The organism is Rhodococcoides fascians A25f, assembly GCF_000760935.2.
Classification (GTDB): Bacteria; Actinomycetota; Actinomycetes; order Mycobacteriales; family Mycobacteriaceae; genus Rhodococcoides.
This window is the reverse complement of sequence record NZ_CP049744.1, coordinates 5,356,845-5,374,442: the sequence shown is the minus strand read 5'-3', so window position 1 is coordinate 5,374,442 and position 17,598 is coordinate 5,356,845. Positions and strand designations below refer to the sequence as shown.

Annotated in this window: 12 protein-coding genes; 6 read left to right on the top strand and 6 right to left on the bottom strand. The window is 65.9% G+C overall.

Translation table 11 applies throughout. The annotated features are described in order from the left end of the window. Positions 1–3: 3 nt before the first annotated feature. Positions 4–882, bottom strand: a complete 879-nt coding sequence (locus BH93_RS25215; protein ID WP_037173239.1) for an ROK family protein — start codon at positions 880–882, stop codon at positions 4–6. A 9-nt stretch (positions 883–891) separates the two neighbouring features. Further along, the gene (locus BH93_RS25210; protein ID WP_037173238.1) at positions 892–1,650 is read right to left on the bottom strand and encodes a class I SAM-dependent methyltransferase; all 759 of its coding nucleotides are present in this window, start codon (positions 1,648–1,650) and stop codon (positions 892–894) included. Between the two features lie 94 nt (positions 1,651–1,744). On the opposite strand from BH93_RS25210, the gene BH93_RS25205 reads away from it, so the two are divergent. Then, entirely contained in the window at positions 1,745–2,986 is a 1,242-nt protein-coding gene (locus tag BH93_RS25205; RefSeq protein WP_037173561.1) for a glycosyltransferase family 4 protein, read from the top strand. Here the strand turns inward: BH93_RS25205 and BH93_RS25200 are convergent. Beyond that, positions 2,906–4,669 (bottom strand): hypothetical protein, encoded by a 1,764-nt coding sequence (locus BH93_RS25200; protein ID WP_037173559.1) that lies wholly within the window; start codon positions 4,667–4,669, stop codon positions 2,906–2,908. The two genes, BH93_RS25205 and BH93_RS25200, sit on opposite strands and share 81 nt — an antisense overlap. 25 nt (positions 4,670–4,694) lie before the next feature. Between BH93_RS25200 and BH93_RS25195 the strand changes: the two genes are divergently transcribed. After that, on the top strand, positions 4,695–5,918 hold the full coding sequence (locus BH93_RS25195) for a lipopolysaccharide biosynthesis protein (protein WP_197914491.1): 1,224 nt from the start codon (positions 4,695–4,697) through the stop codon (positions 5,916–5,918). Here the strand turns inward: BH93_RS25195 and BH93_RS25190 are convergent. Then, complete coding sequence (locus BH93_RS25190) at positions 5,890–6,966, bottom strand: substrate-binding domain-containing protein (protein ID WP_037173237.1); 1,077 nt, start codon at positions 6,964–6,966, stop codon at positions 5,890–5,892. The genes BH93_RS25195 and BH93_RS25190 overlap by 29 nt on opposite strands. A 104-nt stretch (positions 6,967–7,070) precedes the next feature. Between BH93_RS25190 and BH93_RS25185 the strand changes: the two genes are divergently transcribed. The 3 genes from BH93_RS25185 (at position 7,071) to BH93_RS25175 (ending at position 10,834) form a co-directional block, all read left to right on the top strand. Then, positions 7,071–7,508 carry a MarR family winged helix-turn-helix transcriptional regulator gene (locus BH93_RS25185; protein ID WP_032377561.1) on the top strand — a complete coding sequence of 146 codons (438 nt, stop codon included), beginning with the start codon at positions 7,071–7,073 and terminating at the stop codon, positions 7,506–7,508. A 168-nt stretch (positions 7,509–7,676) separates the two neighbouring features. After that, positions 7,677–9,119: a purine-cytosine permease family protein gene (locus BH93_RS25180; RefSeq protein WP_052065036.1), complete on the top strand. Its 1,443-nt coding sequence runs from the start codon at positions 7,677–7,679 to the stop codon at positions 9,117–9,119. After that, positions 9,116–10,834, top strand: coding sequence for a nitrilase-related carbon-nitrogen hydrolase (locus tag BH93_RS25175; protein WP_037173236.1), 1,719 nt, complete (start codon positions 9,116–9,118; stop codon positions 10,832–10,834). The genes BH93_RS25180 and BH93_RS25175 overlap by 4 nt, the downstream gene beginning before the upstream one ends. 96 nt (positions 10,835–10,930) lie before the next feature. On the opposite strand, the gene BH93_RS25170 is transcribed toward BH93_RS25175, so the two are convergent. Beyond that, a complete protein-coding gene (locus BH93_RS25170; protein ID WP_037173235.1) occupies positions 10,931–12,052 on the bottom strand; it encodes a DUF3068 domain-containing protein in 1,122 nt (373 codons plus the stop codon). Positions 12,053–12,219: 167 nt separating this feature from the next. Between BH93_RS25170 and BH93_RS25165 the strand changes: the two genes are divergently transcribed. After that, positions 12,220–13,368: an acyltransferase family protein gene (locus tag BH93_RS25165; RefSeq protein WP_037173234.1), complete on the top strand. Its 1,149-nt coding sequence runs from the start codon at positions 12,220–12,222 to the stop codon at positions 13,366–13,368. On the opposite strand, the gene BH93_RS25160 is transcribed toward BH93_RS25165, so the two are convergent. Then, positions 13,346–17,593: an alpha-(1->3)-arabinofuranosyltransferase domain-containing protein gene (locus BH93_RS25160; RefSeq protein WP_037173233.1), complete on the bottom strand. Its 4,248-nt coding sequence runs from the start codon at positions 17,591–17,593 to the stop codon at positions 13,346–13,348. The two genes, BH93_RS25165 and BH93_RS25160, sit on opposite strands and share 23 nt — an antisense overlap. Between the last annotated feature and the right edge of the window lie 5 nt (positions 17,594–17,598).

Below are 17,598 nucleotides of genomic sequence, written 5' to 3'. Positions count from 1 at the left end.
GGGTCAGGCAGTGAGTGCAGCTGCCCCAGACAGGGTTCCCAGGCCACCGAGTGCAGCGGGCACTACTTGCAGGCCGTCGAGGAATGTCAACCGGGCGTGCAAGGCGATCGACTCCTGTATCGGGTCCCACAGCGGCGGGCCGGCCTGAGCGAAGCCGCCGCCTATCACCACCATGCGAACGTCCGTCAGTGCGACGGCCGAGGCAATCGCCTGACCGAGCGCCACTCCGGCGCGTTGCAGTGCGGTGATGGCGCGCGGTTCGCCTGCGGCGGCGTCTGCGGCCAGTTCGACACCGGTACTACCCGGCCACCCTTGCTCACGTGCCCACCGCACCGCCGAGGGCCCACTCGACACCGTTTCCACGCACCCGATTCCGCCGCACGCGCAGGGCGTCGTCGAACCGGGAACGACGATGTGGCCGATGTGACCGGCATTGCCGCTGGCCCCGGCGACGATCTTTCCGCCCAGCACCAACCCACCGCCGATGCCGGTCGACACGACCAGGCTCAGTACGTCGGGAACACCCACGGCGGCACCGAAGCGATACTCACCCAGTGCCGCTGCGCTGCCGTCCATCGCCAGACGTATTTCGGCATCCGGAAGCACGGCGGAGATGTGCTCGCCCAGACCGAATCCGTTCTTCCACTCGTCGATGTTGATCGGTGCGACCGATCCGGTCTCGAGGTTCACCGGCCCGGAGCAGGCGACGCCGATGCGGTCGATGTGCTGTCCAGGAGCGATCTTCCGAAGTAACGACGCGCATGCAGGCCACACCCCGGAGTCGGGAGTCGGCACCGTCGCCGGGTTCTGCGGCCGACCGTCCTCGCCGACGAGTGCCGCTGTCATCTTGGTGCCGCCGATGTCGAGCGCGAGTGCCGTCATCGATCCAGGCTAAGCGGTGGGCCGCATGACAAGCACCAGGTTGCTGCCGAAGAACTCGCGAAGTACGGGTACACGCATCATCCACCATGCCCAGCGCGGGTGGTAGCGCGGAAAAGCGGCAAGTAGCCTGGCGTTGGGAGTGCTTCGTGCCCAACGCAATCCGTCCGAAGCGCTGATGTCGAACAGTGATTCGCCGAAGCGATTCTTCGGTTCGTGTCCGGTGGTGCGGGCGTAGCGGCGGGCCGCGTATTCGCCGCCGAGGTAGTGCCAGGGCCGGGTCTCGTGACCGCCGAACGGGCCGAACCAGATGGTGTACGAGAGAACCGTGAGTCCGCCGGGTTTGGTGACACGGAGCATTTCCTCGGCCATGGTCCAGGGCTCGCGCACGTGTTCGGCCACGTTGGAGGAGAAGCAGATGTCGACGCTGTCGTCGCGAAAGGGCAGTGCCATGCCGGAGCCGCGCACCGAACCGGGAATCTGCAGACCCGCCGCGTGCATCTCGGAGGCATCGGGTTCGACGGGCAGGTAGCGCGCGCAACTCGCACCGAACACCTCGGCGAAGTAACCGGGTCCGCCGCCGACGTCCAACACCGTTGCCGCCGACATGTCGGTGCCGGTCAGGCCCCGATACAAATCACCGATCAGCTCGACGGAATCGCGCGCCAGGGCCCCGTAGAAGATGTCCGGGGCGCTCTGCTCGTGGCCGAAGTCCTTCAGCAGCTTCACCGAGCGGCGCAGTGTCGCGCGGGAGGCGAACAGACGTGTCACGGCGGAAGTCACGAAAACGAACCCTAGCGGTTACTGTGGCAGCGGTAATCGACGGCGGTCGAGACGAGCATGCGGAAATTGGGTGAAGCGAGCTGTGCGCGAGGTTCTGTTGCTGTGCTGGCGCGATACCGGGCACCCGCAGGGCGGCGGCAGCGAGCGTTACCTCGAGCAGGTAGGCGCAGGTCTGGCGCGACGCGGTGTCCGCGTCACGCTGAGGACGGCGTCGTACCCCGGAGCTCCCGCCGAGGAGATCGTCGACGGCATCCGCATCAGTCGCGGCGGTGGTCGCCTGTCGGTGTATCCCCGCGCATTGGCCGCCATCGCAGCCGGGCGACTCGGCTTCGGCCCGCTCAAGGGCATCGCACCCGACGCGGTGATCGATACCCAGAACGGCATTCCCTTCTTCTCACGTGCCGCGCTCGGCGTCCCCGTCACGTTGCTGGTGCACCACTGCCATCGCGAGCAGTGGCCGGTCGCCGGGCCGATGATGGCCAAGCTCGGCTGGTGGCTCGAATCGACGGTGTCTCCCCGAGTGCACCGTCGTAATCAGTACTTGACGGTGTCTCTGCCGTCCGCGGACGAGCTGATCGCCCTCGGCGTCGACCGCGAGCGCATCGCCGTGGTCCGCAACGGAGCCGACGAGATCCCGCAGTCGGTAGCCGAGGGTGACGACAGCACCCGCACCGCGTACCCGTCGCTGACCGTGCTGTCCCGGTTGGTTCCGCACAAACAGATCGAGGACGCTCTCGACGTCGTCGCGGCGCTGCGTGGCCGGATCCCCGACATCCACCTCGACGTCATCGGTGGCGGCTGGTGGGAGCAGAATCTCCGCGACTACGTGGGCGAACTGGGGATCGAGCAGTACGTCACCTTCCACGGCCACGTCGACGAGGAGCGCAAGCACGAGTTGCTCGGCCGTTCGTGGGTCCATGTCATGCCCTCGCGCAAGGAGGGTTGGGGCCTCGCGGTCGTCGAAGCCGCTCAGCACGGCGTTCCCACGGTCGGCTACCGCAGCTCCAAAGGGCTCACCGATTCGGTCATCGACGGCGTGACCGGCATTCTGGTGGGCGGACAGTCGGTCGAGGACCGGGACGTTTCCGGCCTCACCCAGGCTGTCTCGGAGTTGCTGCAGGACGCCGAAGCCCGCACTCGCCTGGGCGAGAAGGCGCGAGTGCGCGCAGGAGAGTTCTCCTGGGAACAGTGCGCGCAGGGTGTGTACTCGGTGCTCGACGCGACGACGCGTGGCGCGTGGTCGTCAGGGCTGGTTGGAGCGTCCGACGTTGTGTCGCAAGCTGATTCGGCCAGCGCGTTGAAGGCGTCCCAGACCTATCACTAGGCCCCCGAGAAGCAGCAGTGCCCAGGCCAGGTGGGCGACGACGACGGCCGTGTTCGAGCGGCTCTCGGTGATCACGGGATCGGGTACCCGGTAGAGCGCGAGCTGCTCGTCCTCGTACACGGCGTGCAACCGGTTCAGCGTCTGCGCGGAGTCGCCGAGCTCGCCGGGGGTGGTGTTCTCCACCAACACCCACCCGACTCCCAATTCTGCGAGTGTCTCGGCGGATTCGCCTGCGAGCAGAGCGTTCTGGACGTCGGTGGCGCGAGTGCCCTCGCCCCGCACCGTGCCGCCCGCGACGATGAGCTCGCCGGTCTGCAACACGTCCAGTGGCAGCATGCGCGGTGCGGGATCGAGAACGGGAGCAGTGCCGCTGTAGGGAAAGCGGCGGAACATCCCGGCCGGTAGTACCGCGACATCGCCGGCGCTGCCCTGCAATTGGGCTGCGACCGCCTGCCAGGACGCCGGATACACCACGGGCCGCATCGAGTTCCCGACGCCCCAGCCCAGGTCGGGTAGTGCGATCAGCAGGGCCAGTACTGCAACGGCGCTGCCGAATCGGGTGCGCTGGACCGCGCTCAGCGCGGTTGGTTGCACCGGATTCGGTCGACGCAGGGGAGTGAACGCAGCCGCGGCGGCCAACGCATAGATCGGCATCGCCAGCGCGACCCATTTCTGAGAGTCCCGAAGCAACCCGGCACCGGGCACCGTCTCGCCCACGGCTCGGGCGACTGCCAGACCCGGTCCCGTTGCTGCCAGCGCAGGGGCTGCAATGGCAAGCAACGCAACGACAGCGAGTCCCAGGATCACCGGATTTTTTCGACGCCTGATGAGCGGCCGCACACCGAATGCAACCACGGTCAGCAGCAGCGCCGTGCCCACGAATGCGAAAAGCCCTGTCCGAGAAACGGGTATGGCATCGGAGTTCCAGATTCCGCCGAGGCCGGCCAGGGAGCCGAGCGTGCCGAGGCCCGGCTCGGCCCGCGCCGCGAACGCCGCCCATCCCGCCGGATCCGCCTGCTCGACGCCACTGCCGGACACGGCTGTCGCCACCAGCCACGGCGCCGACGCCACCGCCGCGATCACCAGGGTGATGACCACGCGTAGGCCGCGTCGGGCACCCCCGGGGAGGGCGAGAATCACCGACGCGAGAGTGGCGGCAAGCAGTGCGCCGGTGGGGGTGAGGCCGGCGGCAGCGAGACAGACGGCAAGGGCCCACCAGGAACGACCCTGTCTGACAGCGAGTGCGGCGACCACGGTCCAGGGGAGGGCGGCGTAGCCGACGAGCAGACTCCAATGTCCTTGTAGCAGGCGCTCGGCGACGTACGGGTTCCACATCGCCACGGTCGAGGCGACGAGCAGCGCGGGCAGGGGAGCGGTCGGTAACACCGCACGAGCCATGACGGCCGCGCCCCAACCGGCCAGCCACAGCGCCAGCAGCAGGATGGTCTTGACGACGAGGCCACCGTCGAACACCGTCGTCAGCGCTGCGATTGCGGCGTCCTGCGGGACGGCTCGCGCGGCCGCGTCGGCGATTCCCCAGGCGGAGTCGGTGAAGTAGGAACGGGGAGTACTGACGGCGTCGCGCAGCAGGAGGTATCCGGGGCCGAGAAGTGGTCCGAGAATCACCAGCGTCAGCAGCAGAGTGTAGAGCGGCGGTGTCCACCTCGACCTCGACCGCGCCATGATCGGCACCCTATACCGTGGGCTCATGTCTTTCCGCGCCTCGTCCGAGGCAGACCACACGCCGGGTGCGTCGGTCGCCGGGATGGGGATGGTGACGGCCGGTTCGATGTTCGCGAACGTTGCGGCGTATCTGCTGCAGGTGCTCGCGAGTCGGATGCTCGGCGTGGAGGGGTACGGCGAGTTCGCGAGTCTGCTTGCTGCGCAACTGGTTCTCGCAGTTCCGGCGTTGGCGTTGCAGTCCGTCGTCGCGCGTGAAGTGGTGCGCGGGCGCAGTTCGCGGGAGTTGCGGACCGTCGGGTACCGGTGTGCTGCGGTCGTGGGTGTGCTGGCGGTGGCGCTCGCTCCCGCTCTGTCCGCTGCCATGGACATCTCGATGGCAGCAACCGTGTCGGCGGTCATTGCTGCGCCGGTGTTGGTATTGCTGGCCGCCGAACAAGGCTTGTTGCAGGGGCGGGGGCGCTTCGGGGCTCTGAGCCTCGTGCTGGCTGCGGCCGGTTTCGGCAAGGTGGCACCCGCAGTGGTGGTGCTCGCGCTCGGCGGCGGACCCGGTTCGGTTCTGCTGGCCACGGCTGTCGGAATCGGCGCAGTGGCCGTCGGTGCGCGATGGACCGCAGGCGCGCCGGTGAGCTCGGTGTCGGAAACCAAGGTCACCGTCCTGGCCGTACTGCAGGCATCGCAGGTGCAATTGGTGCTGATCGCGATGTCGGCGCTGGATCTGGTTCTTGCGCGCACTCTGCTCAGTAGCAACGAGGCCGGGCTGTACGCCGTCGGTGCCGTCGCGTCCAAGGCGGCGTTCTGGTTGCCGCAGGCCGTGGGGGTGGTGCTGTACCCGCGGATGGCGAATCCCCTGCATTCTGCTGCCGCGGTGCGCTCGGCTCTGGCCGTCGTCGCCGGTCTGGGCACGGTGCTGGTGATCGGCGGGGCACTGGCGTCGCCGTTGCTGCCGTTGGTGGTGGGCGATACGTATTCCGGTGTGCAGAACTATGTCTGGCTGTTCGTGTTGCAGGGCGCGTGCCTGGCCGTGCTGCAGAGCGCGTTGCTGTGGGCCATCGCGGGTGAGCGCACCCATCTTGCCTTCGTCGCCTGGTTCGCCCTCGCCGCCGAGGTAGTTCTGCTGCTGTTCGTGGCCTCGACGCTGGCGCAGTTCGTCGTTGTCGCTGCGGCCACTGCCGCAGTGACGATGGTGGCGGTGTGTGCGCTGGTGTTGTGGGGCGGAGGCGTCAGTCGGCAGAGGGGCGGATCTCGCTGAGAATCTCGAAATCGACTGCCCCGGCCAGCGCCAGGTAGATCGGTTGCGAGACATGGCCGTCGGAGAGAAACAAGTGCCCGCGCGCTCCGGTGAACGACACCGAATCCGATACGGCCTCGATGATGCGGACATCGACGGTGCCCGCCCTGTTCACCAACGCTCCCAACAGTTTGATGCCCTCGTAGCACGACTGTCCGAGGGCACCGACGATCGGCGCGTCGACCCCGAAGGTGCGGGCGAATCGAGCCGAGAATCCCAAACTGGCTTCGGTGGCCAGTGTCTCGAAGTATCCGGACGCGACGTACAGGCCATGTGTGTTCTCGCCACCGGCAGCGAGCAGCATGTTCTCGTCCATCAGTGGGCTGAGACGAATGCAGTGGACGTCGAGTCCTGCTGCCGCGAACTGCTGATGGAAGTAGACCGCGTCGTCGCCGATGAGGAGCACCACGGTTGCGTCGGCTCCTGATCGTTCGAGTTCGGTCACGGTCGTGGCGAAATCGATGGTGCCGACCGGCGCGAACTCGGCGTGCACTACCGACGCGCCGAGCCCACGCAGCCGAGTCGCGGTGATGGCCGCGCTCTTTCGTGGCCAGACGTAGTCGTTGCCGACGATGGCCCAGCGTCGCCGACCGAATTCGCGGACGAGAAACTCCAGGGCCGGAACGAGTTGGTTGGCGGGCGTCTCCCCGGTGATGAAGAGTCCCGGGTAGCGATCGCCGCCCTCGTACAGGGACGTGTAGACGTAGGGAATGCGGTTCAGTGTCACCGGAATGACGGCTCGGCGCACCGCGGAGGTGTGCATGCCGGCAACCGCGTCGAGGGCACCGGCATCGAGCAGCGTGGCCACTTCACGGGCCACGTGTGAGGGGTCGCGGCCGCCGTCGATCGAGATCAGCTCCACCCGGCGGCCCAGCACTCCGTCCGAGGCGTTGAGTTCGTCCCTGGCCAGCTGGGCGGACAGCTCGCTGGATGGACCCACGATGCCGAACGGTCCGGACATCGGGAAGATCAGGCCGACGCGAAATGTGCCGAACCGATCGTTGTTCATAGTGCCGTCCGTCCGATCCGTGTCGATTCGTCGTTCGCTTCGCCATAGAATCGCTGACAGCAGACTGTAGCGCCGACGGCGGAACCGAGCAGGGGGACGATCGCATGGATCACGACGAGGCTGCGTCGGCAGCGCGTTTGCTCACCGTGGTCGAGCGGGCTGTGTCGGATCGGTTGCGTGCTGCACTCGTTCCCTGGGAGCTCGACCTCGAAGAATGGCGAGTGCTGTCGTTGTTGTCCGACGGCGAGGGACACACGATGGCCGAGACGGCCGAGTTCGCGCTCCTGGCTCCGCCGACGTTGACCAAAGCGGTCAACCGGCTGGTGTCCAACAATCTTGTGCACCGTCGTACCGGCACCGTCGATCGTCGGCAGGTGCTCATTCGATCCACGGTGCGTGGGCAGGCCAAGTACGACGAGGCGTCCCCGGTCATGGACGCCGCCGCGGCTGCAGTGTTTCCGTCGGCGTCCGATCGTGAGCTGTTGCAAACGCTGCTGCGCGCTCTCGAGACCAACGCGAAGGCGTCCTCGGTCTCGCTCTGATCACCGCCGGTGGTGTCCGGCAAGCCCGTTTTCCCGGCTTCCTTCCAGGTCGGGAAGTTTCGTGATCTCCAATTAACATGTTTCACGTTGCAATAGTGTCCACGGAAAGTATTGTTCCGTTGCAGCGCAATCAGCGCTACAACTTCGAACCGAAGTGGACACCCGTTCATGAACATGAAGAAGTACTTCGAGGGGCCGGCAACGAGCCTCGACGACCAGATCGAAAGCTACGCAACCTCCCGCGTGCCCGACGACCAACGGTGGCGACGGCCGGCGATCCTGCTGGTCCTCACCGGCAACGTGACAGCGATGTTCTGGTTCGCCCTCGGCGGCCAGATCGGGTTCCTGGTGGGATGGCCGATGTTCCTGATTCCCGTCGCCTACATGGTCATCGGTGCGACGCTCGTCGGCAGCCTGATCATGCGCATCGCCAGCCAGGAGGGCCTGTCGCTGCCGTTGCTCACTCGCGGACTCGGATTCGGCACCAAAGGCTCGGCCGTGGCCTCGCTCGTCTACGCCGTGAACTACGTCTTCTACTTCATCTTCGAGGGCAGCATCGTCTCGCACGGCCTCAGCGAGCTCGCCGGGATAGATATCAACTCTGCCTGGGCCACAGTCGTATTCGCATTGGTTGCCCTCGTCGCGCTGTTCTTCTCCTGGCGCGGAATGCACTCGATGAACATCCTGCAGCGATTCGGGATGCCCATCTTCCTGGTCCTGTTCGCCGTCGGCATGTACATGCTGGCCAGCGGCTACGTGCTCGTCGGACCCGGTGAATGGGAAGCGACAGGTGGATTCACCGCCACTGCGATGTGGCAGGCCTTCAGTCTCGCCAACGGGCAGGTGGTGTTCCAAGCGCTCATCGCCACCGACTACGGGCGGTTCGTCAAGAAGAGCGTGAGCTACGTCGGAACGGCCGGACTGATGCTGGCCGAGCTCCTGATGATCGTCGTCGTGATGATTCTAGGTGTGTTCCTCGGCTTCACCATGCTGCGCCACTTCACCGGAAGCACTGCAACACCCGAACTTTCGGCCACCGATCCGGGACTGTACTTCGCGATCGTCATGGGTCTGCTCGGCGTGATCTTCGCCGTCGTCACCCAGGTGCGCATCAACGTGATGAACCTGTACTCCGGGTCGCTGGCGCTCTCCAACGCCTGGGACGTGCTCTCGCCCCGCAAGGTCGGCCGCCAGTGGTGGATGGTGGCGCTGCTCGTCGTCGGCGTGCTCTGCTACCCGGTCAACATCCTGCAGTACACCGACAAGTTCCTGGCCGTCACCGGGATCATGACCAACACCTGGATCTTCATTCTGCTCGCCGACTACTTCGTGTGCAGGCGGATGCTCGGCCTTGCACCGCGGAACAACATCGAGTTTCGCGAAGGGCGAGTGCGTAATTGGAATCCCTGCGGCATCGTGGCCATGGCCGCGGGTGTGGCCGTGGGCGGACTCGGCGTGTTCGGTCTCTACCCGTCGTACTACGCATCGTTCATCGCGATGCTCCTCGGGCCGATCATCTACATCCCGCTGACGATGGCAACCCGGGGGAAGTTCTACGAACCGCCGGTCACCACCGAAGCCCCGACAATCGAAAGGACTGTGGCGTCATGACATTCACCGCAGCGGCCATCCAGTTCGAGCCCACACTGTTCGCCAAGGATGCGAATGTCGCCGCGTTGGCAGAGCTGGTCGACAAGGCTGCATCCGACGGGGCCGAGTTGATCACCACACCCGAAATGGCCACCACGGGTTACTGTTTCCATGATCCCGAGGAGGCATCTACCGTCGTCGAGCAGATCCCCGGACCCACCACCGATACTTTCGTCGAGATCGCGTCCCGTCGCGACTGCTACATCGTCCTGGGCATGCCGGAAGTCGACCCGACAAGCGGATTGTTCTACAACAGTGCGATTCTCATCGGACCCCAGGGAATCATCGGTACCCATCGCAAGACGCACCCGTACATCGCCGAGCCCAAGTGGGCAGCGTCGGGGAACCTTGGCCATCAGGTGTTCGAGACCAGGCTCGGCCGAATCGCGTTGCTGATCTGCATGGATCTGCACTTCGTGGAGACCGCTCGAGTGGTCGCGCTACAGGGCGCGGACGTGATCTGCCACATCAGCAACTGGCTCGCCGAACGAACGCCGGCTCCCTACTGGATCAGTCGAGCCTTCGAGAACAACTGCTACGTCATCGAGAGCAACCGATGGGGACTCGAACGGACGGTCCAATTCAGCGGCGGCACATGCATCATCGAGCCCGACGGGGCCGTCTCCGGCCGGATCGACGTCGGCAACGGGATCGTCGCCGCAGAGATCGACATTCGGCGCACCCGCGAGGGGGGTCCGACGCGTCGACCCGAGCTGTATCGGGAGCTGCAGACGAACACGTACACCTGGAATCCTCTCGACTTCTTCACTCTGTACGGACATTCGCCGCTGCCGTCCGGTGCCACGTCTGCAGTGAGCGTGGTCCAGTGCACTCCGGGTACGTCGATCGAGAGCAACCTCGCCGACATCGAGGCCTGGGTCCAACAGGTCTCCGGCACAGCCGATCTCGTCGTCTTTCCCGAACTGTCGATCACCGGTCCGGTCTCCGAGGATCGACCACCTCGTGACGTTGCCGAAACCGTCGACGGGCCCTCGCTCACGCGGATCGCCGACCTCGCGGTCCGGCACGGCGTGTCGATCGTCGTCGGCATCGCCGAGCGCGACGCCGATACCGATCGGGTGTACAACTCGGCGGTGCTGATCGAGCAGGACGGAAAGTGCACGGCATACCGCCAGATCCATCTGTCCGCGGAACACACGTCGCTGTTCGATGCGGGTGATCGATGGATGGTCGTCGACCTGCCTCTGGGACGAGTCGGTCTCCTCGTCGGCAACGATGCCCTGCTCCCGGAATCGGGCCGGGTGCTCGCGCTGCGCGGGTGCGACCTCATCGTCTGCCCATCCGCACTGGCGGGTGTTTTTGTCGGATCGCACCCAGGAACCGAGATTCCGTTCGCCGCCGAGGTTCTCACCGGGCCCGACGCCACCCACTGGCACCACATGCGCGTGCGCGCCGGCGAGAACAACGTCTACTTCGCGTTCGCCAACGCCGTCGACCCCAGCCGCGGTATCGCTGGACACAGCGGAGTGTTCGGGCCGGACACGTTCGCGTTCCCGCGCACCGAAGCTCTCGTCGACGGCGACGAACCGGGCATCGCGACGAGCGTCGTCGACACCACCAACCTCGGCGGGGCGTACCCCACCAATGTGGTGCGACGCAAAGACCTCGTCCTGATGCGGCAACCCCACCACTACGAGATTCTCTCGACCGCCTGAGAAAACGCCAGTGGCGTGGTTATGTGCCCCCACGAGCACATAACCACGCCACTGACCACCGGGTCGTTCCGCAGGCTCCACTCCTGCGTAGCGCACCTACTCCTTGCTGAGGTTCGTCCTCGGAATTTCTTCCGTGCGATCCGTCGTCCAGTCGCGGTTCGGTGCGGTTCCGCCACTCGGGGTCGGGCGCGGAGCAGCGTCGGTACGGGCAGGCTGACTGTGTCCACCGTTTCCGCCGCGCAGGAGCAGGAACGCTCCGGCGATCAGCGAGATGACGCCCAGGATGCCGGCGACGATCGGAACCGTGCGGCCGAAGAGCGAGAGCTTGTCCTGGCCGTCCTTGGCCTGCTGGATCTGGTATTCGACGGTGTTCTCGTCGAACGTGATCGGTGCGTTGAGCACGTCGACCTCGGGCTTGCCTGCCTCACGTCCGTAGTACTGGTGAATCTGCTCTTCACCCTTGACGACGACACCGGTCTCGGGCTCGACCCACAGGGTGCGGGTGTTCTCGTACCAGCGGGTCATCGTCACCGGTGCGGTTCCGCCTTCGACACCCCATGTGTCGGCGGGCAGGGTCACCTTGTTGGTCGGCAGGTTGACCACCGTCGACAGGTCTACCGGGCCGACCGTCTGCTGGTACTGGTACACCGGCGTGCCGTTGATCTCGGTGGCCTCGACGAAGTCGATGTCCTTGGACGCGCGAGCGTTGACGTCGAAGTACGGGTAGCTCTTCTGCTCGGAGTTGAACGGGAACTTGTACTGCAGACCGGTGTGGGCAACTTCCTCGGCGGGCTTGTCGCCGGCCACCTGGATGGTGCCGATCGGGCTCTCGACGGGCATCGAGGTCTTGCGGTCGATGGTGACGCGGTCGACGCTGGCGGTCAGCAGTCCGGTGTCGGCCTGCTTGTCGCTACGTCGCAGGGTCTGACCGGCCTGCAGCGTCATGATGTCGGCGTCGGAGGGATCCTCGACGGTGACGAATCGCTGTGAGACGAGCGGAACGTTCTGGTCGACGACCGCGCGACCGGCGGCGAGGGAGCTCGCGTTCAGCACACTGCCTTCGCCGGTCGAGACGGTGGTGACCTCGAGGTCCAGCGGCGTCTTCTCGAGCGCCGAGACCGTATAGGTGGGAATGAGGATGGCGGCGACCACCAGAAATGCACCCAAGCCGATGAGTACAAGAGCCAAGATCCGGCTCGGCCCTGAGCGCTCCGCCATGCTGATTCTCCTTGTTCGACCGCTTCACTGGAAGACACCGCAGGCGGGACCAACGTTCGCCCCCGACCAGATGCCCGATTTCTTACGACACGTCGCAGGTGACAGTAACAGTCGACAGTGGTGCCGGTCTCGTCCGAGCCGGTTCGACACGGCACACTTGAGCCACCATGAGTACTCGAGTCGATTCGGCATCCGTCGTACCGCTGCGTGCGTTCGTCCCGGCACTCGAGGGAATGCGCGCGCTGGCCGCGATCGGCATCGTGGTCACCCACGTGGCCTTCCAGACCGGTGCCGCCGAATCCCCGCTCATGGGTCGGATCTGGGGCAGGTTCGATCTCACCGTGGCGATCTTCTTCGCGCTCTCGGGGTTTCTGCTGTGGCGTCCCCATGCCGCGCAGGCCAGGGGGCTCACGCAGGCGCAGTCCGCTCGCCGCTACTTCTGGTCGCGCGCGGTGCGCATCCTGCCCGCGTATTGGGTCGTCGTCGTGCTGGTGCTGCTGTTTCTGCCGCATGCGGGCGGCGACTACCGGGTGTGGTTGGCCAATCTCTCGCTGACGCAGGTGTTCGTGCCGTTGACGCTGACCGAGGGCATGACGCAGATGTGGTCGCTGTCGGTGGAGGTGGCCTTCTATCTACTGCTGCCTGTCCTCGCGTGGCTGATGGTCCGATTGCGCGGAGCCTCGGCCCGATACCGAATCTCGGTGCTGCTCGGTGCATCCGCGGTGACGCTGTCCTGGGGGTTTCTACCGATCAAGACTGCCGACGCCATTCACCACGACAACTGGCTACCCGGCTACCTCCCCTGGTTCGCGGCCGGGATGGTGTTGGCCGAGGTGTCCGTCGGACCGCAGACCTGGGTCCATCGGTGGGCTCGGCGCAGTTGGGTGATGCCGTCGATCGCCGTGACTGCTTTCGTGCTGTCGGCGACTCCACTGGCGGGCCCACAGGGATTGGTTCGGCCCGAGCCGTGGCAGTTCGAGCTCAAGATCGTTTTCGGTGCGGTTCTCGCATTCGCGATGCTCTCGCCCCTGGTACTCGCCGACACCGGCCGCAGACACCGAGTGTTCGAGCATCCGGTGATGCTCACGCTGGGTCGGTGGTCGTACGGAATCTTCATCTGGCACTTGGCCGTTCTGGCCGTGGTGTTCCCGGTGTTCGGCATCATCCCGTTCTCGGGCGGAATGTGGTTCGTGTTGACGGTGACTCTTGCGCTGTCGATCCCGGTGGCCGCGGCCAGTTACGCGCTGGTGGAGGAACCTGCTCGACGGCGATTCGCGCCGAAGAAGACACCTCTCACGGACGCCGTATCGCACTGATCGCCAGCGCGACGATCCCGATCAACGCTGCCAGCTGAACTACGTAGGATCCGCCCACGTACCCGTCGGACGATCGCCACGGACCGAGCGACAGCAGCGCTGGGCCGAGCATGGCGAATCCGCCTGCGATGCAGACCAATACACGCGAGGACAACACGCGATCGAAACGGCGATCCAGATACACCGCACCGACTCCGATCACGGCAACAGTGACCGCGCCGGCAATCCCGGCCAGGACGACGGTCGCTGCGAGCAGTGCCACGAATGCGGCCGTGCTGCTGCGCCACGGGCGCGGCGGCGGGCCCGGATTCGGTACCGTGCGGGGCGCGCGGATCGCCGCGAACAGCAACGGGATCAACAGCAGTAGCCCACCGAAGATGCCCAGTCGGTACCAGCGATCGGTGGTGAAATCCAACGAGATCGTGCCCGACGCCCCCGCCGGAACCATCCAGGCCTGCTGCCACCCGTCGACGACCACAGGGGACAGCTCCACACCTCCGGGCATCGTTGCGTGCCAACCGATGTTGTTGCTCTCCGGGATCACCAGTAGTCGATCCTCCGTTGCGGAGGTGAGCGTCACCTCGCGGTGATCGGGGCTCCAGGCCGTGGTTCTTGCCGCCTGCGGTGCCGAGCTCGTCGGCCAGTCGGCTGGAATAGGCATGGTGCGCAGTCGAATACCGTCGACGAAGAACGACGCTCCGGGCTCCACCACCACGTCCTGACGGCCCTCGGGCAACGACACCGGGTTGACGAAGTTCTCGTTCACCGGAGTGTCGGCGTCGCACACCGACGCCTTCAGCGGTTCGCCGGAACGGAATTGGTCGGCGGTAGCGGTCACCGACGTACGCACCGTCTGCCCGGCAATGGAGACGATGGGACCGTTGAAGCAGTCCACCGTGATCTCACGATCACCGTCGTACAGGGCACCGATCGGCTCGCCCGCGGACAGCGGCGTCACTTCGGCGAAACCCGGTGGTTGAGATTGGATGAAGCCCAACGAGTTTCGATCCAAGACGCCGTCCCAGTCCACGATGGACAGCACGATCTTGTCGGTCACATACGGTGCCAGCTGGACTGTCGTCGAACCGTCGGTGTCGACGTCGCGGACCATCGGGCCGTTGCCGAGATTGACCGCGACCCGGGTCGGATGGGCCGGAAGTGCGCCGAGGCTCGGGCTGAGCTTCAGCCCGTCCACCAGTGTGGGAGCGGGCAATTGGATGGTCAGAGTGGGGTTGGTGCCGGCCCGGTCGGTGATCGACTTCTCCGGTGCGGTCCAGGATGTGCGCGGGTCACCGTCGGTGGCGGCGAAGGCGGAACCCTCGAGATCTGCGACGTCCGACGCCCCGCTCGCCAGCGGTCGACCCGTCTGCGCCAACAGTGCCTCGAGTTCGGGCGACTGCCGTGTGCGCACCGTCAGATCGGGGATGACCGCGGTACCCATCGGCACCTCGATCGTGCGCGAGAAACGCCCCAGTTCCTCGGGGGATTTGGACAATCCACTGCTGCAACGGATTCGATCCTCGGTATCGAGGCATCCGGACCGCCCAGGAAATTCCTGGCCGAGTTCCCACGCGTCCACGCTCGCCCCGGCCGGAGTGTCCGGCAACACGGCACGGTGCACGATCGGCACCGGCTTCGGGTCGTCTCGATCGGAGTAGTCGTCCACCGAGACCTCGCTGATGCCGAATTGGCTTCCTCGGGTTCCATCGACCGTCGACTTCGCGGTGATCCGCAGCCACGGCGTTTCGCCACCCGGCAGGGACACCGTCATCGGGTCCCCTGGCTTGTCCACCCGCGCCGCGGTCGAACCGTTCGGGGTGGTGACCTCGACCCATTTCACCGGGTCACCGATCGTTCCAGGACTGGTGCGCAGATGCAGCAGTCCGCCGCGCACCGGAGTATCGAAGTCGAGTTGAAGCCATTGCCCCACAGCACGTTCGATACCGTTGCTGATCCAACTGGTGGCCAGATCGCCGTCCACTGCGGCCGCGACACCGCTGCCGGGTGCGCTGCCACCGATCTGCGTTGCGTCCGATGCCGAACTCGACGCCGTCAGCGTTGCACCCTCCCATTCGGCGTCCACGGTCTCCGCCCCGTACACCGGGTAGTCGGGAACCTCGTTCAGCGATCGCCGGGGCTCGTCCGCGGCCCGCAGTGCAGAGTTGTGATTGTCGACCTGGCCGAAGTCGGTCTCCCGGTTCATCGGGGTGTCCGTCACCGTCACCGAGTCGACGGGGATGCCTGCGGCAGCTGCATCCGACGCCAGCAGTGTCGGTCCGGCCGGCACGGGAGTACGAATCCCGTTGTTGCGCAATTCGTTCGAGCGTAGGATCGACTCCGGTCCGCCCTGTACCACCGGGACCCGATCGAGATCGACCGTGTAGGGGCCGGACGCAGGAGTATCGGCTGAGCCGTTCACCGAATAGATCTCGACAGCGGGATACGGCGGCCGCAGATCACCGTCGAGCACAACGCCGTCGACCTGACCGGGAGCAACGTCCTCACCGAATTCGGCCACCCGGGCCAACCCCGGCGAACCGTCGAGCACCTGGTGCACCGATGCCGGACGGGTGGACCGAGAATTCTCGGGATCGAGGTCGTTGCGCACTACGACGTAGCTGATGCCCTGTCCTTCGAGGGTGTCGGCCAGTCCGCTGGACGGACGGCCGTCGGCGAAGAGTCGCTGCACGGAATCCAGTGCGCGAATGGCCCCGGGTGGGGTGAGCGGCACGGCGTCGCGAACGGCCCAGGGCGTCGTGGCGAGAGCCTGCAACGGCTCGTCGCGGGTCAGTCCCCAGGTCTGCAATGCGAACGGGGCACCGGGCACGATCAGTGCGCGCTGCGCGTCGGAACCGTCGGGACTCGACCCGGATGCGTGGGCGGTGAGCCAGTCCGCGGCGTCGTGCCAGTACTGCGGAACGGCTTCGTACGCACCTCGTGGCGCAAGCTTGCCCGTCCACGCCAGCGAGGTGGACAGCGCCAATGCCACCAACACCAGTGCGGTCACCGCCATCATCGGATTCTTTTCCGGATGCGCGACGGCCGATCGCCACTGCGGCCGCGGGACCGACCCGGGCAGCGGAACACGGCCCAACAGGTGAGCCAGGCCCAGTACCAACGGGATTCGAATGACCGGCTCGAGTTTGTGAATGTTGCGCAGCGGCGCGCCCGCAGAATCGAGGAACACTCGCACCGTTGCTGCGAACGGACCGTCCAGATCGCCGACGAACCCGGCACCGAGCCCGACGAGACCGACGAACAACATGATCGTCAGCCGGCCTCGGGCCGGCATCGATCGCATCGCCAAGCCTGCGATTCCGGCAGCCGCGATCAAGCCCGTTGCGATGACCGCGGCAGGCTGGGTCACCAGAACCGCACCGGCCACCCGCTCGGGTGACACGAACGGCGTCCAGCTGCCGGTGCCGCGCAACACTTCCGTCAACGACGTCCACTGGGTGGTGGTGCCGGACGATTCGATGTAATCGAGAAACGGCGGAGAGACTTTGCCCAACAACAGCAATGGCACAATCCACCACAGTGTTGCGAGCACGAGGAAGCCGGCCCACCAGGCGCTGAACACAAGCCAGCGCCTGTTCGGCCGATGCGACAGCATCCAGATCACTGCCACCAGAACGGCGGCGGCAGTGGCGACGGCATTGACCGCACCCATCAACGCCACTGCGAGCGCAGACTGCGCCGCGGCCCGGCGAGCCGTCTGCTTCGCGTTGTCGCCGGTGAGACATCGCACGATGGGGATCAGCACCCACGGCGCGAGCATCATCGGCATCGTCTCCGAGGAAATCGACGCGAGGGTGGTGATAACTCGAGGAGACAGGACGAAGGCCGTTGCCGCTATCAGGCGAGAACTGCGGCTGCCGATTCCGAGGGCCTCGGCGAGTCGGATGATTCCCCAGAACCCGGCGATGAGTAGCAGCGCCCACCAGATGCGCTGCGTGATCCAGGGTGGGATGGAGAGGAGGTCACCGCCGGCGAAGAACGCTCCGTGCGGGAAGAAGTAGCCGTAGGCCTGGTTCTGCACCTGGCCCAACGGTGCCGCGCTGTTCCACTGATGCGAGGCACGTTCGAGAAATCCGAGGGGGTTCTGCGCCAGGTCGTATTTGGTGTCGGCGACGGTGAAGCCGGGGACCTGCAGAAAAGTGAGAAGAAATGCCAGAGCCGAGACGCCGAGAAGCCATTTACGGCCGAGCGGCTCGGCCGAGATCATCGATC